The sequence below is a fragment of the Nostoc sp. ATCC 53789 genome, from assembly GCF_009873495.1.
In the GTDB taxonomy this organism is placed as follows: domain Bacteria; phylum Cyanobacteriota; class Cyanobacteriia; order Cyanobacteriales; family Nostocaceae; genus Nostoc; species Nostoc muscorum_A.
Window position 1 is genome coordinate 199,945 of record NZ_CP046705.1, and the last position, 24,585, is coordinate 224,529.

A 24,585-nucleotide genomic window follows, 5' to 3' on the forward strand; every position below is an offset into this window, starting at 1 on the left:
CCACCTTGAGTCATAACTTATAAAGTGATTTAAAGCACAATTTAACAACTATTCATAGCCAGTAAAAAGATTACCAGTAAAAAGATTGCTGTCAAGAATTTTACGCTGCCCCAATCAAGCGAACGCGAGTAGCGTCTCGTAGAGAGGAAAGTAGACCGTAGGCGTTGGCGTAGCCTCTCCAAGAGTTGCCCGTCGTAGGCATCGCCTTACTCCAGATCGCCAACGCCTTCACTTTCCTTTTTTCCTCTAAGAAATTCTTGGGTATCCATTTACACAAACTACACTTGTTCTCAACTGATGCCTACGCTTTACTGCATTACACTTACATTCTTCAAATCAACATTACCTAGTAGTTCGCCAACCCAAAATTGCTGGGTGGAGGTCGGCAGGGGAGCAGGGGAGCAGGGGAGCAGAGGAGAGGCAAATACCAAGTTCTTTCCCCTCTGCCCCTCTGCTAACCACTTTTGCATTGTTTCCTTGGCATACTACTAGCCCAGAAGATAGATTCGTGCTTTACGCAAAAAACGAATAATCTTGAAGTTGGCATTACAAAGTTTAGAAGTCAGCACAAGCGAGTGTATTACAGACATCATCCGCGACTTTGAGCTTTTTCCTTAATGGATCACAGAACATGGTTGCTGGTAATGGGGTGCTTAGTGAGGAAATCTGGGGATGGGGAAAGTAGCGACACCGGACAGCCCGTCGTAAACATCGCTCTCAAACTGGGGTAATCGCTCTAGTAAAATCAAAAACCACCCACATCATGTAAGTGGATATCAAAAGAGATTATGTATTTTTTGTCACCTACCAAACAGTTTATTAAGCACATCAGCTAGACGGTAGCCTGCCAAGCTCATCCGGCGTTCTGCTATTGGTTTGGCGGTAGCAGCATAATTTGGCGGTAACGGCTTTCCATCGTTTTTATCACTACTGCCAGAAAGCTTGCCATTAAGATATGCTTTTTGTTTAGCGATATTAAAACTCTCCAATTTTGCCCAATTATTAAATTGAGTTTCTCTTAACTCTGGCAATTTACTGCGTTGATAGTCGGCTCTTATCTTGGTTGCAGTGTTGCGAACAGTTTGAAAGTTTTCTGAGCCTAGTATGAGGTCATCCCAGAATTTATGCAAACTGATTGTTTGACCATCTGGATTAACTCTAATATAAAAACGTGTACCACCTCTATCACCTTCTGGTTCCTTATACTCGTTAGTAATTAATTTGGTAGTATGCAATGGCTGATGCACATCTCCTACTAAATGGAATAACCAGCATATTGCAACTGCTTTTTCGCTGTTGGTGGCATTACTTTGAATAATATCAAGATTTTTTTGAAAAGCAAATATAATATTTTCTTCACCTGGAATTTCACGAGTAATAGAGTTTGAAGAACTACCAGGTTGATAAGGAAAATTGATATAGTGCCAAGTTGGGTGATTAAATACTTGGTTATTTCGAGCTTCATCTGGCCATTTTGCCGCCCACATAAATAAGTACAAATTTTTATTTTCATCAGAAATATTAGATTGTTTGAGGGAATTCCAAAAGTGTTGAATGTTAAGAGAAATCCGATAAAAACAGCCCAAAATATGTTAAATTTTGGGCGGAAGATTAAAGTATATCTATTTGATAGTGATTATAAATTCATTTCCCAAGATTGTCAAAGATATCTTGAGAGGACTGCCAAAAAACGATTATCCAGTATTGAACAGTCGTCTGTTCTTTGAGTGCTGGCTCTCTTATGCTATGGATAACAGCTTAACAAGTATGCGAGATTTGTTTAAGAGATTAAACAACACAGGATTTGAAGTAGATATTTCTACTTTTTCTAAAGCAAACTTACATCGAAGCCAAAAACCTTTTCAAGAAATTTACCAAAAATTGAATGAATTAGTACAGAAGAAAGTTCAAAAAAAGTTGCATGATAAATATGCAATTTGTCCAATAGATTCAACAATTATTACTCTCACAAGTAAATTGTTATGGGTATTAGGACATCATCAAGTAAAACTTTTCAGTTCTCTAAATTTAGCTACTGGAAGTCCATCAAATAACTTCATAAATTTTGGACATGATCATGACTATAAATTTGGTTCTAAAATGATGTCTAGTTTACCAATAAATGCTGTTGGGGTGATGGATAGGGGTTTTGCTGGATTAAAATTTATCCAAGAATTAGTACAAGAAAACAAATATTTTGTTTTACGGATAAAAAACAATTGGAAACTAGAATTTGATGGCTCAAATGGGTTGGTTAAAGTTGGTGCATCTGGTGATGCTCAAGCCTATAGAGTAATTAACTTTTGTGATTTAGAAGCGAAAACCGAGTTTCGCTTAGTTACTAATTTACCTTCTCATGGAGAGGCTGCCGTTAGTGATGATGAAATTAGGGATATTTATCGATTACGTTGGGGAGTTGAATTGTTATGGAAGTTTTTAAAGATGCACTTAAAACTTGATAAATTAATTACTAAGAACGTCAATGGTATCACTATACAAATTTACGTTAGTTTAATAGCTTATCTACTTTTGCAGATATTATCTATCCCACAACAATGGGGACATACGCTATTAGATAAATTTCGCTATTTACAATCTTGTATGTGTCAGAAAATCAGTTATGTTCATTGGTTTGAGGAGATGATGTCATGTTGACTATTTTAGGCTTTTTAGAGTTAGTGTAACTAGATATGTAAAGTTTTGTATTAGGATTCAACATTTCTGAGGGAATTCCATTGCTGCTCAAATTTAGAGTATTCAGGGTGTTCCTTCAAAATGGCAATCATTTTCTCAATTACTTCTTGATGATTCTGTAAGAGTTCCCTGTAAGCGATCGCTCCTGAAACCATGTGTCCAGCCTTATTCCAAGCAAAAGCTGGGTGCTGCCAAATCAGGATTGTTGAGAATATTGTCAATAAAGAAAACTTAAGGGAATTTTTTGTTATGAAATAGATTTTTTGAATTGAAAGTCTCTTATTCATAATCATCTCGCTAATAATTGAGTATCAACACAAATCTTAACTTTATAATCACACGAATCACCTGAGTCATTACCAATTCTTAAATATTGGCTTTTATACTGAATCTTGTTGATGAGCAAAGGTGAAATTGAATGAGTTTCAAAAAACTTTTTCTTGTGGCTTGTGGACTGCTTGTAGCAATAGTAATTAGTATTTTAACCGGTACAAAAGTAATTGCTCAATCCACCACTGATTTAGCTTTAGCTTTATATCATGCTCCTATTCACTATCAAGACACAGACAGCACCAAGTATAGTGGAGACTACATTACACGATTTGATTACGATAACAATTGGCGAGGTACAAATAACTGGGATAACCTAATCCTTTTTCCACTTTCTGCTCATGCTTACTATTCTGTAGCTGAAACTTGTACTCATTGGTTCATTACATATTCCTTTTACCATCCTCAAGATTGGACTGATATTCCTTTCGATCAAGAACACGAAAATGATTTAGAGGGTTTACTTACAATTGTCCGTAAGGACGGTTCAGCTTTTGGGAAATTAGAAGGTGTTGTCACTGTATTTCATAACGATTTCTACTCTTACACTCCAACTGGTAGTCCTTTACGCAATGGTGCAGAAAGTATTGATGGCACACTGACAATGAATAGTTACAGTGGTTCATTGCACCCATTAACAACTCAAGAAGCTAAAGGTCATGGATTAAAAGCTTGGCCTTATGCTGGAAACTTTAAGGGTGCAAGTAGCGAGGATGGGATTATTTACTATCCGAATGGTACTACAGCAGAACTTCCTGCTTCGGGGAATGACCGCGATGTGCAATATCAATTGCTTGATGTGTTTGCTAATAATGGAATGTGGCAACATCAATTAAATGAAGCCTCTTTATCAAGTTCTTCTGCGTTGACTTTTGCTAGTTGGGGAACTTTCAAGGGAGATTCGAGTGGTGGATGTGGCGCTGGTACACCCACTTGCAGTACAAATTCTGCTAATACCCCTTGGGGTTGGGATGATTCAAATGATGGTGCAGTATATAAAGGTGAAATGGCTTTAGACCCTGCTCACCTAACTGATGTTTATTTTGATGGGCTTGGCACTTTTGATACTGCATACATCCGCAACCAATTTATTCAAGGATTGAAAGACAGAGGATATAATTCTGCAAATCTTCCTCAAGGTTGGCCTACTCAGCTCAATCTTAATTCTCTGATTGGCAAGCTCAAAAATCAATGCTCATAACCATAAATAAATTTTATGACTAACGAGATTACGGAAAAAATTAAACAAGCCTCCGATGGTTTGTTAATGATGAGTGAATCAGAGTATCCTTTTGAAGCTTTTTTGTGGTCTAATCAAGCTCAAGAACCAATAACCGCTCAAAAGCTTCTCCAACTAACAGGGCATCCTCAAGATTCGCCAATAGAAGAAGTTGAATTAGAGTATTTTGGCGTTGCATAAATGCGGGATGATTTAATTCAATACGGGTATTTCCCAATACTTTAAATAATGAAGTAATAGACTCATCCGCGAATCATGAAAGCTTACCAGGAGAGAGTTACAAGGATTTGCACGGAAGGAGCGATCGCCATCTGGCTGTACGAGGAAATAAGGGTTTGAAGGCATTGAGAGAGAAAAAAATGGAATTAGAGCAAAAACGTAGAATCAGAATAAATGAATTTACAAATAGCAAATTAAGTACTAAGAGTAACAGAAAATAACCGATTAATTCTTAATCTTACCAGCCCACAAACAGCCAGAATTACCTGATTATATCGATGTCAAGCTAGACGGAATCTATCACTGGCTACTCGAAATATTTTTACCCGACATATCATGTGTTCAACAGCGATTCGGCGTGACGAAAGTTCTTTATTCTCTTGTTTTTGTAATTCCGAGATTTCTGTATTTTTTCGTTTCTTATGAGGGGTGGTAATGGCATCATCTCCTATATAAGCTTTATCGCCGAGAAACTGTTGCGTGTCAGTAAATTTATGGCGGGTTTCTCGAAATAAATTAATATCGCTTGTTTTCCCTAACATTCCGACACGGACATCGACAATATCTTCCCCTCCAGGTAGAACAATAAATTGATTTTTCAGAGTGTGCATTTTTTTCTTGCCAGAGTAGTATCGTTTTTGCTCTTGATAGTCTACAGGTCTTGCTGTAGGTTGTTCAGTGCTATCGACAATTAATTCGTATTCAGACAGCATTCGCTGTAATTCTTGATATTTTTGACTATCTGTTGATACTTCTTCTATTTGAGATGCTGGTAAAATATCTCGCAAAATATCTACCCAATAATTGAAGGCATCATTGGCTTTAGTTTTGGAAATGTTAAACAGCAACCCTAAAATCTCAAAAATTGGTTTTTGTCTCAGGTAAACTAGACATAAGCATATTCCTTCTTTGGCTGACATTTCTGGTTTACGCCCGCCTCCAGGAGCGATAATCCGAATTTTCTTTTTTTCAATTTCTGCCTGTTTTTCTATATGCCTTTGCTCTGCCAGGCCGACCAATGCTAAAAAATGGTCATAACTAATTCCAATTAGGCGTTTAGCTTCATGAGGATACGATTCAATTCTTGCCAAAGGACTTGTCATATTCTTTCCACATAATTGCTACTCCAACTTTTTATTATCTCATGCTATTTATATTAAGGATAAGTCTAATCTATTTCGCTATGAGCTTGGGGAAAGAAGAACAGCATGAATTCTTCAAAATACAGTTGGAGTATCTGTTTCCACGGGCTATCAAATTCTGTCTGCGGATTTCCATTAACCCAGAAATGTTGAATCCTAATACAAAACTTTACATATCTAGTTACACTAACTCTAAAAAGCCTAAAATAGTCAACATGACATCATCTCCTCAAACCAATGAACATAACTGATTTTCTGACACATACAAGATTGTAAATAGCGAAATTTATCTAATAGCGTATGTCCCCATTGTTGTGGGATAGATAATATCTGCAAAAGTAGATAAGCTATTAAACTAACGTAAATTTGTATAGTGATACCATTGACGTTCTTAGTAATTAATTTATCAAGTTTTAAGTGCATCTTTAAAAACTTCCATAACAATTCAACTCCCCAACGTAATCGATAAATATCCCTAATTTCATCATCACTAACGGCAGCCTCTCCATGAGAAGGTAAATTAGTAACTAAGCGAAACTCGGTTTTCGCTTCTAAATCACAAAAGTTAATTACTCTATAGGCTTGAGCATCACCAGATGCACCAACTTTAACCAACCCATTTGAGCCATCAAATTCTAGTTTCCAATTGTTTTTTATCCGTAAAACAAAATATTTGTTTTCTTGTACTAATTCTTGGATAAATTTTAATCCAGCAAAACCCCTATCCATCACCCCAACAGCATTTATTGGTAAACTAGACATCATTTTAGAACCAAATTTATAGTCATGATCATGTCCAAAATTTATGAAGTTATTTGATGGACTTCCAGTAGCTAAATTTAGAGAACTGAAAAGTTTTACTTGATGATGTCCTAATACCCATAACAATTTACTTGTGAGAGTAATAATTGTTGAATCTATTGGACAAATTGCATATTTATCATGCAACTTTTTTTGAACTTTCTTCTGTACTAATTCATTCAATTTTTGGTAAATTTCTTGAAAAGGTTTTTGGCTTCGATGTAAGTTTGCTTTAGAAAAAGTAGAAATATCTACTTCAAATCCTGTGTTGTTTAATCTCTTAAACAAATCTCGCATACTTGTTAAGCTGTTATCCATAGCATAAGAGAGCCAGCACTCAAAGAACAGACGACTGTTCAATACTGGATAATCGTTTTTTGGCAGTCCTCTCAAGATATCTTTGACAATCTTGGGAAATGAATTTATAATCACTATCAAATAGATATACTTTAATCTTCCGCCCAAAATTTAACATATTTTGGGCTGTTTTTATCGGATTTCTCTTAACATTCAACACTTTTGCCATTAACCATGTTGTCAAGCGGTAACTAAAACATTAATATAGTACATTATTACTAGAAAGCTGGAGCCAATTAATTATCATGTTGCAAGTAGTTAGACAAATTAAACAGCGCAGTAAAGTTCAGCTCAAACGGAAAGATATAACATACGAGCTTTGGCGTTTGGATGATGGTGAATTTAGAAAACTTCGGCAAAAAAGCCTTCCCATTAAAGATGACTATATGTTTTATATGCACTTTTATCTTTCCGAACGCGAGAACAAAAATAAACTCAATTTGGCTGAATTATATGTCTGTTTAACGCACTTGTTTGGTGATAGCAGTGATTGGATTGACGATTGGAAAGGTACTTTCTCTTTTCCAGTATTATTGGTTTTAGAAAAAGCACAAGGCAGATTCTTCTATTTAATTAATATTTATGATGATCGGGGTACACTGTATATTAGCTTTTACAGGGTTCTAGAAGCTGAAGTAGAAGGTTATGATACTCAAATATTTCGTGAACCTTTTGAAATAGAATTTTCTCGCCAAGAAATCAACTATTTTATCAGTTATTTTTATGGTTATCTTCAGGGCTGTTTTCAAAGTAGAAGGCTCTTGATACCATCTGAGCAGTTTTTCAAGAAGATTCGTTCTGAGTATATCGTTTATGGCTACAAAGATGAGCATTATTTTGAGGAGAAATACCAATCTCAATCAGAATATCTTGCAGCTATTGAAAGTTTAGAGTCAATTGGTATTAGTTCCATAACTTCGCAAAATGTCAATAATATTTTGCAAAGCATAACTAGCGAAATAATCGGAAATTAATTTATTATACTACAATAATACTACAGTTTTGGCAAATTAGAGACTAATAGATAAAACAAGTAGTTAGACAAATTCGAGAACGTATTAAAGTTGAACTTGAATTAAACAATATTAAATATAGCGGTTCTCAGTTGGGTGCAATATAGTAACAGCAGTGGGTAAACCACCCAATAATGTCTTTTTTAGTCACAGCATTGAACGCATCTGTAATCGCTTGATCTAATTCTTGATAAGTTCTAGCTGCAAGCGAACGCAAAAACTCTTTGACCTTAGACCAACAGTTTTCAATTGGTGAAAAATCAGGAGAGTAAGGAGACAAGTAGACGAGCTTCGCACCAACACCTTCAATAGCTTCTCGGATACCTGCTACTTTATGAGAACTGAAGTTATCCATAACAACAGTTGCGCCAGGCCAGAGATTTGGAACCAAAACTTGAGTGACATAGGTTTGAAATGCTGACGCATTAGTACCGCCAGTAAAAGTCATGGCAGCAATGATACCTTGTGTTGACATGGCTCCAATCATTGTCACATTTTTTCCCCGAGCATTAGGACAATCACCATAAGCACGACTACCTTGAAGCGAACGAGCAAAACGTCTAGTCATAGAAATGTTAACTCCTGCCTCATCGATAAATATCAAGTCCTCTAGCAAAACTGAGCCAATGGTTGTCCAATACTCTGCTCTGAGTTTTTGGACTCGTTCTGTGTATTTTTCGCTCGCGTGCAATGTTTTTTTTGCGTGTCAGATTCAACTTTTGGGTAATTCTGCCCATTGTGGAGCGACTAACTTTGACACCTGTCCGCTCTTTTAACCGTTCACACAACTCCACCAGAATTGCATCATTATCTTCTTTCACCAAAGCAACTACCAGTGCCATCTGTTCACTGCTGAGTTTAGCTGTGTTACCACCTCCATGTGCCTTCGGCTCAACTGTCCCACTACTTCGATATCGCTTCAGTAATTTCTGGATAAAAGTTAAACTCACACTAAATCTTGACGCGAGGTTTCGTTGAGAACCTTCCTGATTTTTATACGCATCAATTACTTTTTGGCGAAGGTCAGTGGAGTATGCTTTCATCCTAGATGCACTTTGCTATGACTTTCATCATCTTCCCACATCTTGTATTTCACTCAAACGAGAACCGCTATATAAACTTTGAAGACTAGACGATGCTGAATACAAACCAAGATGTTGTACTATGTGACATACTCACATTTAATCGTCTTAAATATTACATCTAATACCCTACCTCCAACATCCTGCCCTCACTATCTTTTAGAAAATGATTTTGGTACGCACAAGGCCAAAGTTATTGTTCTTGTTGCCATAAATAAAGACATTGATAGCCATAGTAAATGACTACTATGGAAATACATTGCTGTAATTGCTGATGGAATAAAACCAATTACAGTGGCTTTCAGCATAGCTTGGCGAAGTGTATGACCTTGAGTCAATCCTAGAAAATAACCGTCTAGCGCATAAGCGACTGAGCCAAAACCTAAAACTGGTAACAACCAAGGAATATAAGAACGTAAATTATTGATAATTTCAGTATGATTGGTCAGCAATCTTAACAGTGATTCTGGGGCAAAAATAAATGCAGTAGCAAACATTAATCCGATAACCAAGCTACTGACTACAGAAGTTTGCAATAGTTGTTTTAAAGAAGTAATATTTCCACTACCTTGAAAAATTCCAGCCAAGCTCTCAGTCGCGAATGCCAAGCCATCAATGAAATATGCTGCCAAGCTCACCACTTGCATCAGCAGGGTATTTGCCGCCAGAATTTCAGTTCCTAACATAGAACTAAGGTTGCTAAACATCGCCATTGTCGAAATTAAAGCAAAAGTCCGAATAATAATTTCTCCATTCAGCATGAAAGCTGATTTTAAAGCAGACAGGTCAAATAGTTCCCCAATTAAAGCTTGTATTTGTTTAAATGAAATTGTTTGACAATATAGCAAAATACCTACCATCAGCATCAGATACTGACTAGTGGCTGTCGCTAATCCAGCTCCTCTACTTGACCATCCCCACTGAACAATAAATAGATAATCTAGTAGTACATTTGCACAATTGCTAATAGCTGAAAGCAACAACGCTCTACTACTTTGTGCTTGCCCAAGAAACCAACCTATCAAGACAAAGTTAATCAATGTTGCTGGGGCACCCCATACTAAAGCATTATAGAAATCGACTCCAGAACTTTTAACTTCTGGTGTAGCACTTAGAATAGCAAACCCTAATATTTGTAAAGGTTGCTGAAATATCAGAATGGCGAGTCCTAATATCAGTGCTAAAATTCCATGCTGTAAACCAATCAGTACTGCCGATTGGTTATCTTTACGCCCTATAGCCTGTGCAACCATTCCAGTTGTACCCATGCGTAAAAATCCGAATGTCCAATAAATATAATTGAATAAAATTGTTGCTATTGCCACACCTGCTAAATGACGAATCTCCGTTAAATGTCCTAAAAACATTACATCTATTAGTCCTGCCAACGGAACCATTAGATTTGAAAGAACATTTACAGATGCAAGTTTGAGAAAATGGCGGATGAATACTGAATGTTGAGCAAAGATAGACATTTACCAAACCTTTATTTCTATGTCACAACAGCCTATGACATTCTTAGACACTGTGGTGTAGAACTTGGCAAAGGAGACTTTCTTGGTCAGCCTTAATCAGAGCAATATCTAACGCAATTTTTTCGAGATTTTCCGATCTTGCTTGGGTTAGTAAAAAATAGACTTTTTCACTTCTTGGCATTGTGGGGAAAAGTTTTTTCTTCAATATTTCCCTTTTCTCTTTCTCAGCAATTACACTGGCTTGAATTTGCCGATTAATTAGTAAAATATAATACTACATTAAATTCGATATTTGTTCGGTTATGAGTATGATTTCCTTTAGACCAATGATATTGATTATAGGCATAAGTATTGGTTTACTGCCTCTGTTGTCCAATTGGCAAGTCCTTGCACAAAATCAATCACAAAACATTGAGCTAAAAGTTTATAGTGAAAACGAGCAAAAACAAAGCTGTCCAGACAAAGTGATTGTCACTGAAAAACCTCATCCTTATCAAGAAGGCAGTTTTTCAACAGATGGCTCTGTTAACCTGAGTGCCTACGCCAGTAACATCTCTGTTCAAGCCAGTAATAGCTTCAGCGTTACATGGGTTGGTACACTTAAGCCGAGATATTCTAAATGCTTTGCTTCTGCTGGAATGACTAAGGTTGATGGACAAGCCTACTCTGAACACCTTAATTATTTACGGATGCACTTCGTTAAAGGTAAGGTTTACTTCATCTTAGATTTGGCTGGTGGCTCCGATCCAAATAATTATCCTCTAGTCGTGCTAAACAACAGTTTCAAGAATGGCAATCCTGCCTGGACTTGGGGCGGAAGTGACTAAAGGTCATACTGGCACCATCCCAGATGTCTATTAGAAGTATTCCAAGAGCAAAAGTCTGTTGCGCCGTCTGCTGTTGTGAAAGTTCCACCCGACCCAACTTCCCCTGAAAAGAGCCAAGTAAAAATACTCAGTCCTCAATCGCCTCAATACCAAGTTGCTTCAGTCGCTCAAGGTTATCCTTCATAGTCTTGATCGCTTCTGGAGAGTGCCCCTGCCAATCCATGACCTCGCCCATAACCCGCAGAGGCTCCCGTGAGCGGTATGACTTCGTTGGATTACCTGGGAATTTCTTGTCCGTCACATTGGGGTCATCCTCGATCGGCCCGATCGGTTCCACGATGTAGATTCTGCCGCGTCCCTCGCCGAGAGCTAGTTCAGCCCCCCAGGTTGCCGCATCAAAAGTGGCAGCCAGATAAACGTAGGTCGCCTTCTTCCTCTGACCGTAGTTAGAGTGATAACCGGGTTCGATTAGGTCTCCTGGCTTCAGGTCTGCCCGTGTCCCATGATAAAGAGTCAACTCCGTGACCGTTCCCGTTACCCACAACGGCTCGCGGGAGCGGTATGACATCGACAGATGCTTCGGAGACTTCTGCTTTGTGAGTTCGGGGACATTTTCAATCTGACCGAGCGGCTCTACGATGTAGACTTTGCCATGACCCTCGCCGAGAGCTAGCTCTGCCCCCCAGATAGCCGCATCCAGGTTGGGGGTTAGGTAAACATAGGTTGCCATCCTATCCCGCTCACCCACATCCGGGGGATTGCAGGACTCGATCAGGTCTCCTAGCTTCAGGTCTGCCTTTGTACCGTGGTAGAACTGCTGCGAACTCAGATCGTTGAACCCTGCCATCAGCTTGCTCCTTTTACTGTTCGACTGCATTGAAATCACGGGATAGTTATAACCTTTGCTGCAAAACCTACTAACTTGGTGTTCGTCAAAGGCGTGCCGAACGCGAGTGCATTCCGCAGGAAAGGCGTTGCCTCTCGTTCACGAAGTGTCTCCGATAGGAGAAGAGAAGGTATCGCCCTTACCTCAAAACGAAAAATTACCCAGCTATATCCTTCCCACTCTTGTAAGTCATAGCTCTGGGTTTCCTCTTGCCTATAGGGACTACTGATTTCTTGGGTGCTTGTGGCGGACGGCATTTCTCACAGTAGAGCGGTCGCACACCAAACGTTTCTCTTTGGGTGGGTTGCTCACACTGCTTACATACGAAGTTGAAAACGCGAGTGTGAATTTCCCGCTTGTGCGCTCTAACGGTGTACTCTCGGACATCAATTGTTTTGCTGGGCATCGGTTCTATAATCGCTGTTCTATTTATAAGGATAGTTTCTGGGCATCAATATATTCATGCACCATTTGATTGAAACAGTAACAATCTGATGGTTTTTCGCCGGGGATTAAGCAGAGGCGATGCCGCCGGAAAGTGCGAATACGCGATCGCACTCCTGACAACCGCAATTGGAGGCATCTGTAACAGCAGTGGCGACTGCTTTTAGTCTTTGAAGTAGCGAATTCGACTTATATAAATGAAACTAGAGTTCAATAACCCTTAGTTAGTCCTAATTAAGAAGATAGTCTTTAATCTTGTTTTGATGAGAGCGCAAAATTTTTAAAGCAAGATGTTCACTCTTACGAATTGTCTCTCGACTAAGATTTAGGCGTTTTGCAACTTGACTCAAGGTTAGTTGCTGATTATCTTCCAATCCAAAACGTAGAGTCAATACTTCTCGTTGCCTTGGATTGAGCAATGCCAGCAACTTACTCAAGTCTTGATGTAAAAGCTCTTGAGCTATTTGCTCATCTAGGGAAATACCATCCATCGGTAAAATATCAGCTAGTTCAGTTTCACGCTCATCCCCAACTCGCATTTCTAGCGACACTGGAGCGCGGGAAACGTGAAGATATTCCCGTATTTGATTGGGTAATAGATTTAAGGATTCGGCAATTTCTGCTACAACTGGAGGACGACCTAAAGATTGAGACAGTTGCTGCTGTACTCTCCTGATTTTGTTTAATTTCTCATTGATATGGATTGGCAGACGGATAGTGCGAGACTTTTCTCCGATCGCGCGTGTTATTGACTGCTTAATCCACCAGTAAACGTAGGTTGATAGTTTATAGCCTCGGTTGGGATCAAACTTTTCGATTCCCTTTTGCAAACCCAGTGCCCCTTCTTGGAGCAAATCGAGAAAATCTAAATTGTGGTTCTGGTATTTTTTGGCAACAGAAACCACCAGCCGTAGGTTAGCTGTCACCATTTTCTCTTTAGCTTTTTGACCTTGTTGAATGATTGACTGTACTTCAGCTTCAGTTTGCCCAAGCGAGGTAGCTAATTCTCTTGTGGTTGGTTCTCGGTTTAATTGAACTGCGAGACTTGCACGCTGTTCTTCAATAGCCATCATCTGCTGCACAAGCCTAGCATTTGTAATTTCTTGCTCAGGAGTTAGCAGAGGGTAGCGTCCGATTTCTTTGAGGTAGGAGTGAACTAAGTCCGTAGTTGGGCTGGGCATACTTTCAATTAATTGTGACGAATACTTTTATTTCTCATTTGGATAAAATATTTTAGTAAGGATTCAGGAGTAAGAATTCAGCTATTCTGAATAGTTAAAGAATCAAATAAAGACTTGATAAATAAATATCCTAGTTTTAATAAAATAATAATTTTAGGTAAAAGATAAGCTCTAAGCTATTCAAGGTTATCTCTTATGGCGCAGAACTTACACCTAATAGAAAAGTGCCAGCTTAAATAATTTTACAGCTTCAGCTAAACAAGCGCTTGTATTCTGTCTTAACTATGTTACTGCCAATAAGATTCAGGCATATTGATCGATATTGTTACTTTTTTATCAGCCAAACAATTTTATATTTCTATTTCAAAAATCATTAAATCTGTCGAAATTTGATTAATCTAAATACAATGCTGAACTTTGAAATGCCTCTTCTGGTGTTCCATAAAAAGTACCATTGTTAAATACGCTAGGTTCGTACTTTTCATTACTATAAGTATAAAAAGCCTTTGTCCATTTCTCTTCATTCCCTTTGTACCGCAATCGACACAGATGAATTGGTGTATTTTTGGCTCTCTCTATATATTCAGAGCGTGTTATTTTAAACATTGATAGGTCATCATTGTCTGGTAAAAATGGTTCTTTATAAGCATCTATGTAACAGAAATATCCCTTAAAACGCACATCAATACGTATGTATTTTCCTGCATAATGCTGCTCTGCATAAGCTAATATCCGGTGCTTTGTTCTCTGTTTGACCTGCTCCGGTATTTTTACTCCTCCTGAATGTGGATCGTTTACCCATCCTTTCATGATTAGCTCCTTGGGAATACTGAGGCTGATATTACACTGCAACGGCAGAGATTACAAATCTGAACTTTTTGCAATTCTTATCATTACCTCCGAGGTAAAAGCGGAAACATCTACTATTTGTTGCGGCTCGCAAACATAAACGCTCCGGCTTGCAAACAAGAAAATTGTTGGCTCACATTAATTGCAAATAAGATTACACTTCGGCTCACATTAATTGCAAACAGACTCATTATTATTTGCAACGGGCTTGCAATCATCCGACTTGGCTCAAATTAATTGCAAATAAGCCAGATGCAGATAAAGCGGTGGGTATGCTTGTCTGCAAGAGTATCGAGATGAAAAAGATTTAATGTACTAAATATGACCAATAATTAAAGTGGCAACCCCGCAGCTAGCATTTGCTCTTGTAATTCACGCGCACGAGTGGGATCAAGTTGTCCGCGAAACAGCGATTTAATTTCAGCCGGCTTGGCATTGAACTGTTCCGCCAAGCCCCTCACGTCATAGCCATGCCTTGTGAGAGTGGGTTCCAAATCGTCAATTTGCTTTGACAGAACTGACTCCACAATCACCGTAGTCACAGGTTTGACCGCGACTCGGTACGCCGCCTCCAAAGCTAGTGTCAAATGTTGCTCAATTTGTAGTGGTGTCAAGAGCCGCGTGGCAAGTAATTCAATAGCTTCCGCCTCCAATATTTCACCAATTGGAGTATCAGAGATAGTGCATTCAGATACTAGCCATTCAATATATTCTCGCTGATTGCCAACAATGCCTTCCAAGGAGAAGACTGTTGCTCGATAACCGATTTCTTCCATAGTCGGACGGCGCAGATCATTTTTCAGTTTGGGATGACCAGCCAGCACCACTGAAAGTGTGCCACCACCGTCTTCAACTACTTCGATTAAACGTTTGAGTCCCGTCAGGGTACTGTAATGAAGGTCATGAGCCTCATCAACAAACAGTGCTACTGACTTTTTACCTTTTCTAATCAGGTCGCGTAGTTCCCGTTCCCGTTTTTCACCGTCTTTAGGGATTTTAATTTCCTTATCTGTGGATAAATCGTAGAATAAAGCAGCAATAAGTGTTGGCAGTGTCGCCCGTTCTTTATCTACAGAAAGGGACTTCGAGACTAGAATCTTACCTTCTTTCTCCAAAACATCAAACAAGCGTCGTAAAGTAGTCGTCTTGCCACACCCAATAATTCCCGTTATGGCAATCAGTTTCCCTGAATGGATGGCAGCTTTAATGTCTTTGAACATTTGCTTTTGATGGTCTGTTTCGTAGTAACCAGCCTTGGGAAATTCCTTGACCAAACGAAAGTGTTCCATTACTTCAGTGAGCATTTTGCTGCCCTCCTTTGTTCGAGTGGAAATACTGCCGTACTCGTTCAATAATCACTTTTTTATTCAAAGTCTCAGCTAGCAGCCCATCAATAAAGGCAATTTGTTCAGTGGATAATTTCGCCAAAGGTTTAGCGAGATAATCTGAAATCGCCAGTTTAGCGAATAATACAGTGGGATAAGTAAATTCTTGGAACGGGTCTGGGTCTTTAAAAGGTGTGACAGTTGGCTCAATTTCCTTGTACTTATCCACCAAAAATTGCAGATCCGCGTTTTTATCCAAGGCAGTTCGTGGCAAGCCCAGCTTAAGAGCTAAATCTGCAATCCGGTCTGCCCGTTCTTCGGTTTTAGTTTTCTTGTGTTTGCGATAGCGATGCAAGGGGATAGGCCCATCAACTGGGTAAAATGGGCCATAGCGTTGGTCGCCTTTCTCTACATATAATTCGTTATCAAAAAGACCCCACCACAGCACCACAGTTTCGCCTGCTAAGTCTGGGTTTACTTCATAAGCCACGCCCTCAACTGATACTCTGGCTGTTGCATCCACTTTCCTTCGTTGCGGTTCGCGGGCAAAAGTACAAAATCGTTCCCAACTACACATCTGCCTGATTCCGCTTTTTGGCAGATTTCGCAACCAATCCTCTAAGCGTGAGTGCGCTTCTGTACGGTGTTTTTGGTCGTTATAATTTAGCAGATACTGCCGTAGCCATAGGTTAGCCTCAACTTCGTTTTCTGGTTCGTGAAAATGATACAGAGTCTCATGGGCTTCTTTGACTGTCCGGAACGGTCTTTCCACTTTTCCTTTGGAGCGAGCCGTTACCCTTCTCCCATCTTTACCCGCAGGCAGATGGCTAGCAAGCTTGATTCCCAGGCAGTCCATCACATTTTGAAATACATGGCTTTTGGCAATTGGCCCGTTGTCCGTATAGATCATCTCAGGAATTCCCTGGAAGGGGCATCCATCCGAGGTGGAAGCCGTCATTGCATTAAATAGGAAGCGCAACGCTGCTGTTACATCCTCTCCATAAACACAATGGTATTCCTGGTAACACACACCACTGCGGTCATCAACGACACTATAAAGCATCAATAGCGGATTCCCTTTACCCGTTTCCACCCATAAGGGCTGCTTTACGTGTTTTAAATCGGACGGGCTAAGGTCGAAATGCCAACATTCATTACTGTGAGTTGCTTGAAAACGTACCGCAGGCGGTTGACGAGTCATTGTGAGATGGTCGTAGCCCCATGTTTTCAAATAACGGTTGACAGTGGCTTTAGTTAACAACCCCTTGGGTGGTTTGATAAAACCTTGTGGGGTGTTCATCCCGAAATCTTCTAAAAGTTCAATCGCCCGTGCAGTGGAGACGTGCCGCCCTTTCTTGTTGCAAGTGCGGATTTTCGTTGCTGCAATGACTTCACAGTAAAGTTCCATTTCCGCCTGTGATAGCTTTCGAGGTGTCCCGCTATCTGAACGGTTGATCGATTTGGGGCGTGATGAGTTACGCAAAGCACGATATAGAGTATCAATAGACACTCCATACAATGAAGCTGTTTCTTCCATGAGTTGCCGACGTTCTTGGCAACGGCTTGGTAACATATCAAGTCGATGACGCAAGTTGGTTAAAGCTTCTGCTGGAATTTTCTTGCGGATCATGCTCGCCTGTATGTTCGCCTCATGTACTGTCCTTATCTTTAAGTTTGTAGCAGAAAACTGACCACAGAAATTACATTCTGTTGCCAGTTAGGTGAAAAAGTATAACAATTTGAGATAGATTAGCTTCAAATGAGGCTTGAAAACTCACCACAGAAATTTTTGAAGGAAGTTTGGTGCTGTGGATACACTTTACTTATCTGAAGCCGAAGCACTACTCATAGAGTATGAGGCGTTCCTAAAAGGTAAAACGCATAGCACTATTGATGCCTATATGCGTATCATTAGGCAGCTTCTTCTTTGGATTGTAGAACATCCTGGGAGTGGAGGAGATTTTCAACCCGAACAGTTGACCAAAACGGCGATGGAAATTTATCTCGCCTATCTAGATACGTCAGGTTACAGCATTGCTCACCAAGCACGGGTTAAATCTGCTGTCAGTGGTTTTGCCCGTTGGCTCATTGAGGAGAAGGGAATTTTACGTCGCAACCCCACCAGAGGATTAAACATTCCAGCCCAGCCACTTTTAGCCCCCAGACAATTGACTCCTGACCAACGTTATATTTTACGCAACCTGATCGAAAAAGATGGTCATCCACGTAGCATGGCTGTGTTTGCATTGGGGTACTGGGCTGGTTGTCGCGTGAGTGATGTTTCCTGGCTACGGATAGAGCATACCCATATTGGCCCCAAAGTTGGCTGGTTGCACGTTGGTTACAAGGGTGGTAAGGCGCGAGATATTGATCTAATTAACGCTGTCCGAAAACCAATGTATGAATATATTCATCACGGCGGGCGAGATACTGAGAGTGATTACACTTTTACCTCTCAGCGCAATGAGAGGCTGACCGAAGCCGGCATTCATCGCTGGTGGAAAAACATTAAAGCACAAGCAACTGTTTCTGAGTGGGAACTCATCCATGATGTAACTTTTCATGATCTGCGTCATGATTTCGCTCACCGAGCGCGTGAAGCAGGATGGACTTTGGAGGAGGTTGCTTATTATCTTGGTCATATCACCAAAAAGGGAACTCCAGCTATTCAAACCACGGTTCGGTACACTCAAAGTAGCCGACAGCAAGTGAAAGACAAGCTTGCATTACTCAAGGGATAAAGGAGAGATAGCAACGCCCAAAGGATTTTATATTGCTCTATCCAACAGTTGCTGAGCAGGCATTCGGCTTATTTGCAATTAATGTGAGCCAAGTCGGATGATTGCAAGCCCATTGCAAATAATAATGAGTCTGTTTGCAATTAATGTGAGCCGAAGTCCAATCTGATTTGCAACTAATGTGAGCCAAGAATTTTCTTGTTTGCAAGCCGGAGCGTTTATGTTTGCGAGCCGCAACAACTATTGTAGTATCGCAACTTTCAGATGCAGCAGAACCCCAACTCGTAGAAAATGCTGAAGATGTGGCTCAACCAATGGAAAATTTCCTGGGTAGTGACGACATCTTAAACTCACTCAAAACCAAGAGGATCGGGTGATAGTAACCTATAGCCTTATTCTGGAATATCAAATGGCAATATTTATACACTAACATTAACTAAATCAACATCAGCAAGCCATATTGTTCTACTTTGGGCAGACATTTCTTCTAAAGTTGGGGAGCGCCACTCTACCCCATAAAGCCAATTATCTTTGAGACTAAAAATTCCTTGAATAATACGGCGTGTCGGCCGTTCACCGAAATCAACCTCAACTATGTCCCCCAATCTAAAAGCTGGAGTAGAAACAGTGGACTTTTTTAGTACATTTGTTGTATAAAATTCTTGTTCAGCTAAGTAGAGAGTTTCATTCTGGCAAACAATTGCATAAATCCATTCCTGTTTTTCCCACAAAACACCACAGCAGTAGCCTGATAAGTCTGAGATTGGCAACAAAACTTTTTCTAACATTCTTACTGCTACTGGAGGCATAGTCTGACCCCACTCAGGAGAAATATGCCAACAGGATTCTAAAGCGGTAATTTGGTTAATCATCTGGGAATATAGTTCTCTTTTTTATACATACACTCACTTGCTTCAGTCTGATCCGGAATATAATTTAAATTTCGGGAAGCTAACGCAACAGATGGGAATTCAAACCCAATCAATTCGAGAGCCTCCCAATTTGAGAAGACTTTACTGATACACTAATTCGTAACTAAGATAAAATTATTTTGGCAGTAGCGATTGCCTGCTCCACACTCTCCACAATATAAACATTTTCTGGCGACAGTTTTTTAAAGAAAAGTTTACTTTCTTGATCATTATTCAACAAAATTACTTGCTTATTTGCTTTCAAAGCTAGAGCAATTTCTGAAGCGGTTCCTGCACCCATTCCGCAAGCAATTATCACATCACTGGTAAGAACGTTAATATTGTTTCTAGAATTACCCATGTCTGTGAAAATAGCAATATCCACCCAAGAGGACATACCATCCTGATTTCCACCTGGAAGAATACCAATAGTTAAACCATCAGCAGATTTTGCACCTTTGCTTACTGCATCCATTACCCCTACATTTCTACCACCAGTGAGTAAAACCCATCCTTGTTTGGCAATAAATTGACCTAATATATAAGCATCTTGTAAATCATTTGCTGTCGCATTTTCTCCTCTCCCCATAACCCCAATAATAATTCTTCGCATAAAATTTCAGATGATACTGGTTTTGGGCAAAAAGTCAAAGCTTTCTCCATAAAAGGGCAATTGGCTGAGGCGTTAGGAAGATAGCAATCGCCCTCTTTTGGCAGTGAAGCGCCTTTGCCTCACTTTAGTAGTTTTTTGCCTGCTCATCCAAAAAACACCATAACCACTGTTCTCCTAACTCAGCCGAGCTAATTACTGAATGTCCAGTTTCCTCGTAATGCCGTCGGGCATGTTGATGAACAGAAGAATCACAGCACAGCATCTTGCCGCAACTTTGACAAATACGGAGATGCACCCAGCGACTGTTTATTAGGATACATTCTTCACAACGAAATACTGGGTAGTTTGCTTTAGAAATCAGAGTCTCTGTAGTTAGATTGTCTAAATGTTCGCAACTCATAGGAATTTGAATGACACGTTAATCAGAGTATAGATTAGTGCAGAGAAACTTCTATTTAATACAGTGATGGCTGCGCCAACGCCTGCCAGAGAATGCCCGAATGTGAACAGCGCCTCTTTTTTTAAGAAGGGCTGTAAGTCAACGCTACAGCTTTGCAATACAACCAAATTTTTAATTAAACATCAATATTCATCTGTTCTATCTGTCTAGCAGCTTTATCCCACAGCTTTGCAGAAGCCTCATCTTTCCAATGATTTCTGAGATTTTCTGCTTTTTTATGACTGATTCGTTCTAACATTTCTAGAACTGCGGCTAATGTTAATTGATCAACAATTGCCTCTAAAGACTCCATATATTCTTTTGTCATAACTAACCTCTTGAATAACTTTTAACATTATTTCCTAATTTTACATATTTAGATAGGTAATCTATATTGTTATATTTCACAATTATATTAGATAACAAATGCCAACGAAAGTTACAGTCAAAGTTTTGCTGAAGGCTTACGTTTGTCTATCCTTACTACCAGCAGAGTTAAAAGCGATGCCTGCGGCGAGCTATGCCGGAGCAGATAATCCTACTAACCCAATTATAATGAAGTTTTGAAACAACATAACTTGCTAAAAAGAATCGACCATATTTACCTGTCAGTATCTAATTTTTCTCAATCTGAGACATTCTACGACTTGGTAATGCGAGAACTCGGACAACACAAGGGCGATAAAGTTATTGCTGAAGAACCACACGCTCATTACTTCGGCCCGCAATTTCAGTTAACGATTCAACCTGCAAGGTCAGCACAAAAACACGATCCTTATGCTCCTGGTTTGCATCATCTCTGCTTTCAGGTAGAGACAATGACTGACGTAGATTTATGCTTTAAGAAACTCAGATCAGTAGGAATCAATGTTAGCCAACCCAAACGATATCCCGAATATCATCCTGAGTATTACGCAATATTTTTTGATGATCCAGACGGAATCAGATTGGAAATCGTCGCTAAAACATCTACTCGTCAAGCATTAGAGTTGCGGTGGGACGAATTGAAAGAATTTCTTAATCCTCTGCAAACATTGCCTAATACTGAGTTTCATAACGCCTAATAAAGTTTAGCGCCTACCATTACCCACGCTGTCTGAAAAACAGCAATTGCTACAGCTTTATAGTGATCGCTCCCTAATAGTAAAGCAATTCATCTATGGCGCTACTTTTTCTTTAAACTGTTTCCCAGCAGAGAATGCAGGCACTTTAGTCGCTGGGATAGTCATTGGCTCATTGGTTTTCGGATTACGCCCTTCGCGTTCTGAGCGTTCGCGTCGCTCGAATGACCCAAACCCGACGAGCGTTACCTTTTCACCATTAGCTACAGCCTAGGCTGTTGACTCTGTGCCTTTTTGGAGAGTAAAAGTTCATGCTGTTTCTGTGTCATTAATTTGGGTTGAGTATAAAGTTTTTCTCTTTGAGAGCATAGACTGTCCAAAAACCTCCGCAAGCCACTCTTCGACATCGAAAAAACTAATAGATTCAAGTGCATTTTTCACAACGGTAGTCGTTAAATTCATAGTAGATAAACAAATGGTTAACAACATTTGCCCCATTTCTTTAATTGGACACCGAGCAGAAAATTGTTTATATTTTCCAAACAAAGATTCAATGATATCAGAAGTGGCTAAAAAAGTTTGTTTATCCTTAATTTGCGAACACTCATTAGTCACGTAATCAAATATCTGCTGTTGAAAATATTGGAGCGAATCATTCACCAAATCAGATTGATTTTGCTGAAAATATTGCAGAGTTTGAGAATTAAGTCCTAATTGTTTTAATTGGGTTTCTAGGCGGCGCGTCATTGTCACCATTTGATTCCAATGAATCAAGTCTGTTTCATAATCAGCTAACCATGCCAACTTCTCTACTATTTTTGAAAGAATCAGCTTATGTTCAATGTCTGGCATTAATTGAATCAGAGTCTCTACCGGAGAGTTTAATAACTTAATTGCCCAATTAGTCAGTCTTTCAACATTAAAATAGCGACATTGAGAACGTTGTGATGGAGGAGATAAAAAAGATAATTCTGTTTGCTGGAGTTTTTGCCTGCATCTGTGACATTTTTGCAGAAATGACTGATATCTATCATTCGCATCTAACTTATATTTTAAAAGCAAAGCCATTGCATGAGTAACATCATGAGTGTAAATAATTTCTGGATGATTCTCTTGATATAGCTTGATTCCACGCGCTAAGTCACTACTATGATCTGCGACTATTTGTACTGGTACACCAACTAGCTCAGTTATTTTCTCTAGCTGATGAAGAATCATTTCTCCTTTTGTCGAACCCATAATTTCTAATCCTAATAGTTCGACATCTTCATGTGATAAAGCTCGTCTTTTAGAAACTACTTGTTCGCTCAAATGCTCCTGTGAAACTCCTAATACAACTAAAGCTTTTTGCTTTCCAAGTTCGAGTGTAAAATCAACAATAAATATCCAATCATCCCGATATTCTTTTTTTCTTGTCAATTCATATATCCCCATCCTCCCTAACCATTTTCTTATACAAGTAAAGCTTGGGGTTATCTTTGATTCAGAATTAAATAACTCGAATACTTTTTCTGCTGCTCTAAAACTGATGCCACAGTCAATTAAAAGTTCTAAAGCTTGTTGAATCGTCTGAGCATCATAAGTATGTCCCTTGATACTTAGTTCATCACTATATTTGTTATCATCTAAGTTGATGTCCTCGCTAACATTTTCTTCTTTTTTTCACTGACTCCTCCTATTCTCTGCTCTTTTATCTCTGATTCTGCTGCCAGCGCTCTCTGTTTCCAATACTCTCGTGACGCAGTTAAATCTCGGACTTTTATTTCTAATGCTCTCACTTTTTTTTGTTTCTCTAACGCTTTTTCTCTCCAGCTATCTCGACCTTTCTGAAACAACCGTACTAATCTACTAACTGGGCTTTTAAACTCTTGCATTTGCTTTAACTTTTCTCGACTTCAACAACATCATTATTGCATGAAATAATTTTGCCTTAAAACCAACAAAGTCAACAGCCTAGCTACAGCCTCGGTAACAACTGACAAAAAAGCACTAATGATTTCATCAGCTTGCTTTTTTGTGATGTTGGTCTTTGATGCTACAGCATCCACTAGTTCGCCTTTGTTCATAAATCACCCTGAAACATTGCCAGTATTGGAAATTTACTTTACCATTACTACCTTTTGTGAGGATAGGGGGAAAAGGACTAACAATCAAGAGCATACGAAAATTAACAATGCACTGCTACTGCTGATTAGACAGTCCAACGCCATCACAAAACCGCACAGCTCCCTTGTTTCATCACCTTTGTCGCGTAGAATAAATGTGGGTATAGCCGAGCGCAACACCAAAGATATTTACAAAGAAAAAGTTTATGCGCTCCTTTGCTCCCGATTTGACAAGATCCAAACAGCATTGGTGATTGAAACTAACACATGAACTCTTTAATTTAATTAACGCCGACGCTTCACAAGCATGAATAGAGCGATCGCACTTCGAGAGTTAAAAGATATCTTAAAAAGTAATTTAGGCAGGAATGATTAAAGCAATTAGTGAACGCTTATCAAGTGATTGAACTTTTCCTACAGAGTTGAGATCAGTTACCACCCGGTCTAGTAGTTCTCCAGCTTGGTCACGATATTGATGTTCCCGACCTCGTAAACGAACAGCAAACTTTACCGAATCGCCTTTACTCAACCACCCAACTGCTTGTTCAATGCGTAACTTATAATCAGCTACACCTATATTCAAACCAAACCGAACTTCTTTTACTACTGGTCTAGCACTTTGTGCCTGACGCTTTTTCTTTTGATACTGAAGCTTGCCATAATTCAAAATCTTTGCAACTGGAGCCTCTTTTCCTTCAGACACTAATACTAGGTCTAACTCTAGGCTTTCGGCTAGCTGTAATGCTTCATTGATATCGGTCAAACCACGATTATTATTCTCATGGTCAATCAAGAAAACTTGGGGTGACTTGATTTGCGAGTTTATTAGTTGTTTTGGAATTGCGATAACGTT

31 protein-coding genes and 3 pseudogenes are annotated in these 24,585 nt (G+C 39.4%); 10 read left to right on the plus strand and 24 right to left on the minus strand.

From position 1 onward, the window contains the following. Window positions 1–100: 100 nt before the first annotated feature. Window positions 101–232, minus strand: a complete 132-nt coding sequence (locus GJB62_RS38125; RefSeq protein WP_258551413.1) for a hypothetical protein — start codon at window positions 230–232, stop codon at window positions 101–103. Window positions 233–800: 568 nt separating this feature from the next. Further along, the gene (locus tag GJB62_RS32630) at window positions 801–1,487 is read right to left on the minus strand and encodes a S1/P1 nuclease (RefSeq protein ID WP_245246273.1); all 687 of its coding nucleotides are present in this window, start codon (window positions 1,485–1,487) and stop codon (window positions 801–803) included. A gap of 145 nt (window positions 1,488–1,632) precedes the next feature. Between GJB62_RS32630 and GJB62_RS32635 the strand changes: the two genes are divergently transcribed. Continuing rightward, window positions 1,633–2,655, plus strand: coding sequence for an IS4 family transposase (locus tag GJB62_RS32635; protein ID WP_114081515.1), 1,023 nt, complete (start codon window positions 1,633–1,635; stop codon window positions 2,653–2,655). A 50-nt stretch (window positions 2,656–2,705) separates the two neighbouring features. Here GJB62_RS32635 and GJB62_RS32640 read toward each other — a convergent pair whose 3' ends face one another. Further along, window positions 2,706–2,915: a hypothetical protein gene (locus tag GJB62_RS32640; protein WP_181852818.1), complete on the minus strand. Its 210-nt coding sequence runs from the start codon at window positions 2,913–2,915 to the stop codon at window positions 2,706–2,708. Between the two features lie 197 nt (window positions 2,916–3,112). Here GJB62_RS32640 and GJB62_RS32645 point away from each other — a divergent pair, with 197 nt between their 5' ends. Continuing rightward, window positions 3,113–4,225, plus strand: coding sequence for a hypothetical protein (locus GJB62_RS32645; protein WP_114081270.1), 1,113 nt, complete (start codon window positions 3,113–3,115; stop codon window positions 4,223–4,225). Between the two features lie 15 nt (window positions 4,226–4,240). Beyond that, window positions 4,241–4,432 (plus strand): annotated as a pseudogene (locus GJB62_RS32650) (nuclease A inhibitor family protein); the annotation flags it as partial. A 332-nt stretch (window positions 4,433–4,764) separates the two neighbouring features. Here the strand turns inward: GJB62_RS32650 and GJB62_RS32655 are convergent. Next, on the minus strand, window positions 4,765–5,586 hold the full coding sequence (locus GJB62_RS32655) for a transposase (RefSeq protein WP_245246274.1): 822 nt from the start codon (window positions 5,584–5,586) through the stop codon (window positions 4,765–4,767). 249 nt (window positions 5,587–5,835) lie between these two features. Beyond that, the gene (locus GJB62_RS32660; protein ID WP_114081515.1) at window positions 5,836–6,858 is read right to left on the minus strand and encodes an IS4 family transposase; all 1,023 of its coding nucleotides are present in this window, start codon (window positions 6,856–6,858) and stop codon (window positions 5,836–5,838) included. A gap of 170 nt (window positions 6,859–7,028) precedes the next feature. Here GJB62_RS32660 and GJB62_RS32665 point away from each other — a divergent pair, with 170 nt between their 5' ends. After that, on the plus strand, window positions 7,029–7,757 hold the full coding sequence (locus GJB62_RS32665) for a hypothetical protein (RefSeq protein WP_114080944.1): 729 nt from the start codon (window positions 7,029–7,031) through the stop codon (window positions 7,755–7,757). 127 nt (window positions 7,758–7,884) lie between these two features. On the opposite strand, the gene GJB62_RS32670 is transcribed toward GJB62_RS32665, so the two are convergent. The 3 genes from GJB62_RS32670 to gntT all read right to left on the minus strand — a co-directional run bounded on the left by GJB62_RS32670 (window position 7,885) and on the right by gntT (window position 10,353). Beyond that, a complete protein-coding gene (locus GJB62_RS32670; RefSeq protein WP_114080945.1) occupies window positions 7,885–8,487 on the minus strand; it encodes an IS630 family transposase in 603 nt (200 codons plus the stop codon). Beyond that, on the minus strand, window positions 8,384–8,839 hold the full coding sequence (locus GJB62_RS32675; RefSeq protein WP_245246275.1) for a transposase: 456 nt from the start codon (window positions 8,837–8,839) through the stop codon (window positions 8,384–8,386). The genes GJB62_RS32670 and GJB62_RS32675 overlap by 104 nt, the downstream gene beginning before the upstream one ends. A gap of 191 nt (window positions 8,840–9,030) precedes the next feature. Beyond that, on the minus strand, window positions 9,031–10,353 hold the full coding sequence (gene gntT / locus GJB62_RS32680; RefSeq protein ID WP_114080946.1) for a guanitoxin biosynthesis MATE family efflux transporter GntT: 1,323 nt from the start codon (window positions 10,351–10,353) through the stop codon (window positions 9,031–9,033). On the opposite strand from gntT, the pseudogene GJB62_RS32685 reads away from it, so the two are divergent. Next, window positions 10,354–10,449, plus strand: a pseudogene (locus tag GJB62_RS32685) (DUF1993 family protein); the annotation flags it as partial. It abuts the gene before it with no gap. Window positions 10,450–10,679: 230 nt separating this feature from the next. Continuing rightward, window positions 10,680–11,180: a hypothetical protein gene (locus GJB62_RS32690; protein WP_245246276.1), complete on the plus strand. Its 501-nt coding sequence runs from the start codon at window positions 10,680–10,682 to the stop codon at window positions 11,178–11,180. 127 nt (window positions 11,181–11,307) lie between these two features. On the opposite strand, the gene arr is transcribed toward GJB62_RS32690, so the two are convergent. The 7 genes from arr to GJB62_RS32720 form a co-directional block, all read right to left on the minus strand. Then, the gene (gene arr / locus GJB62_RS32695) at window positions 11,308–12,057 is read right to left on the minus strand and encodes an NAD(+)--rifampin ADP-ribosyltransferase (protein WP_348537543.1); all 750 of its coding nucleotides are present in this window, start codon (window positions 12,055–12,057) and stop codon (window positions 11,308–11,310) included. Window positions 12,058–12,062: 5 nt separating this feature from the next. Beyond that, entirely contained in the window at window positions 12,063–12,323 is a 261-nt protein-coding gene (locus GJB62_RS32700) for a hypothetical protein (RefSeq protein WP_159402651.1), read from the minus strand. Continuing rightward, window positions 12,224–12,472 carry a hypothetical protein gene (locus tag GJB62_RS37740; protein WP_114080948.1) on the minus strand — a complete coding sequence of 83 codons (249 nt, stop codon included), beginning with the start codon at window positions 12,470–12,472 and terminating at the stop codon, window positions 12,224–12,226. Before GJB62_RS37740 ends, GJB62_RS32700 begins: the two co-directional genes overlap by 100 nt. 268 nt (window positions 12,473–12,740) lie before the next feature. After that, window positions 12,741–13,691 carry an RpoD/SigA family RNA polymerase sigma factor gene (locus GJB62_RS32705; protein ID WP_114080949.1) on the minus strand — a complete coding sequence of 317 codons (951 nt, stop codon included), beginning with the start codon at window positions 13,689–13,691 and terminating at the stop codon, window positions 12,741–12,743. A 393-nt stretch (window positions 13,692–14,084) separates the two neighbouring features. After that, entirely contained in the window at window positions 14,085–14,501 is a 417-nt protein-coding gene (locus tag GJB62_RS32710) for a hypothetical protein (RefSeq protein WP_114080950.1), read from the minus strand. Between the two features lie 371 nt (window positions 14,502–14,872). Continuing rightward, complete coding sequence (locus tag GJB62_RS32715; RefSeq protein WP_114081249.1) at window positions 14,873–15,844, minus strand: AAA family ATPase; 972 nt, start codon at window positions 15,842–15,844, stop codon at window positions 14,873–14,875. Beyond that, on the minus strand, window positions 15,834–17,480 hold the full coding sequence (locus GJB62_RS32720) for a DDE-type integrase/transposase/recombinase (protein ID WP_114081251.1): 1,647 nt from the start codon (window positions 17,478–17,480) through the stop codon (window positions 15,834–15,836). Before GJB62_RS32720 ends, GJB62_RS32715 begins: the two co-directional genes overlap by 11 nt. 193 nt (window positions 17,481–17,673) lie before the next feature. On the opposite strand from GJB62_RS32720, the gene GJB62_RS32725 reads away from it, so the two are divergent. Both GJB62_RS32725 and GJB62_RS32730 read left to right on the plus strand, forming a co-directional pair. Continuing rightward, a complete protein-coding gene (locus GJB62_RS32725; protein ID WP_220186642.1) occupies window positions 17,674–18,606 on the plus strand; it encodes a tyrosine-type recombinase/integrase in 933 nt (310 codons plus the stop codon). A gap of 221 nt (window positions 18,607–18,827) precedes the next feature. After that, a complete protein-coding gene (locus GJB62_RS32730; RefSeq protein WP_159402652.1) occupies window positions 18,828–18,980 on the plus strand; it encodes a hypothetical protein in 153 nt (50 codons plus the stop codon). Between the two features lie 42 nt (window positions 18,981–19,022). Here the strand turns inward: GJB62_RS32730 and GJB62_RS32735 are convergent, their stop codons facing one another. The 4 genes from GJB62_RS32735 to GJB62_RS32750 form a co-directional block, all read right to left on the minus strand. After that, window positions 19,023–19,475 (minus strand): DUF1392 family protein, encoded by a 453-nt coding sequence (locus GJB62_RS32735; RefSeq protein ID WP_114081254.1) that lies wholly within the window; start codon window positions 19,473–19,475, stop codon window positions 19,023–19,025. A gap of 163 nt (window positions 19,476–19,638) precedes the next feature. Next, complete coding sequence (locus GJB62_RS32740; RefSeq protein ID WP_114081253.1) at window positions 19,639–20,127, minus strand: TIGR00725 family protein; 489 nt, start codon at window positions 20,125–20,127, stop codon at window positions 19,639–19,641. 124 nt (window positions 20,128–20,251) lie between these two features. After that, complete coding sequence (locus tag GJB62_RS32745; RefSeq protein ID WP_084227073.1) at window positions 20,252–20,527, minus strand: UBP-type zinc finger domain-containing protein; 276 nt, start codon at window positions 20,525–20,527, stop codon at window positions 20,252–20,254. A gap of 175 nt (window positions 20,528–20,702) precedes the next feature. Beyond that, on the minus strand, window positions 20,703–20,894 hold the full coding sequence (locus GJB62_RS32750) for a hypothetical protein (RefSeq protein ID WP_114081252.1): 192 nt from the start codon (window positions 20,892–20,894) through the stop codon (window positions 20,703–20,705). A 98-nt stretch (window positions 20,895–20,992) separates the two neighbouring features. Here GJB62_RS32750 and GJB62_RS32755 point away from each other — a divergent pair, with 98 nt between their 5' ends. Both GJB62_RS32755 and GJB62_RS32760 read left to right on the plus strand, forming a co-directional pair. Then, entirely contained in the window at window positions 20,993–21,133 is a 141-nt protein-coding gene (locus GJB62_RS32755) for a hypothetical protein (RefSeq protein WP_159402653.1), read from the plus strand. Continuing rightward, window positions 21,130–21,630 (plus strand): VOC family protein, encoded by a 501-nt coding sequence (locus GJB62_RS32760; protein WP_199346581.1) that lies wholly within the window; start codon window positions 21,130–21,132, stop codon window positions 21,628–21,630. The genes GJB62_RS32755 and GJB62_RS32760 overlap by 4 nt, the downstream gene beginning before the upstream one ends. Window positions 21,631–21,723: 93 nt before the next feature. Here the strand turns inward: GJB62_RS32760 and GJB62_RS32765 are convergent. The 5 genes and pseudogenes from GJB62_RS32765 to infC form a co-directional block, all read right to left on the minus strand. Beyond that, window positions 21,724–21,894, minus strand: a pseudogene (locus GJB62_RS32765) (HU family DNA-binding protein); the annotation flags it as partial. A gap of 42 nt (window positions 21,895–21,936) precedes the next feature. Then, window positions 21,937–23,046 carry a hypothetical protein gene (locus tag GJB62_RS32770; protein WP_245246277.1) on the minus strand — a complete coding sequence of 370 codons (1,110 nt, stop codon included), beginning with the start codon at window positions 23,044–23,046 and terminating at the stop codon, window positions 21,937–21,939. 206 nt (window positions 23,047–23,252) lie between these two features. After that, window positions 23,253–23,501 (minus strand): hypothetical protein, encoded by a 249-nt coding sequence (locus tag GJB62_RS32775; protein ID WP_114080757.1) that lies wholly within the window; start codon window positions 23,499–23,501, stop codon window positions 23,253–23,255. Between the two features lie 33 nt (window positions 23,502–23,534). Next, on the minus strand, window positions 23,535–23,693 hold the full coding sequence (locus tag GJB62_RS32780) for an HU family DNA-binding protein (protein WP_245246278.1): 159 nt from the start codon (window positions 23,691–23,693) through the stop codon (window positions 23,535–23,537). Window positions 23,694–24,090: 397 nt separating this feature from the next. Beyond that, window positions 24,091–24,525, minus strand: coding sequence for a translation initiation factor IF-3 (infC, locus tag GJB62_RS32785; RefSeq protein ID WP_245246279.1), 435 nt, complete (start codon window positions 24,523–24,525; stop codon window positions 24,091–24,093). Window positions 24,526–24,585: the final 60 nt, after the last annotated feature.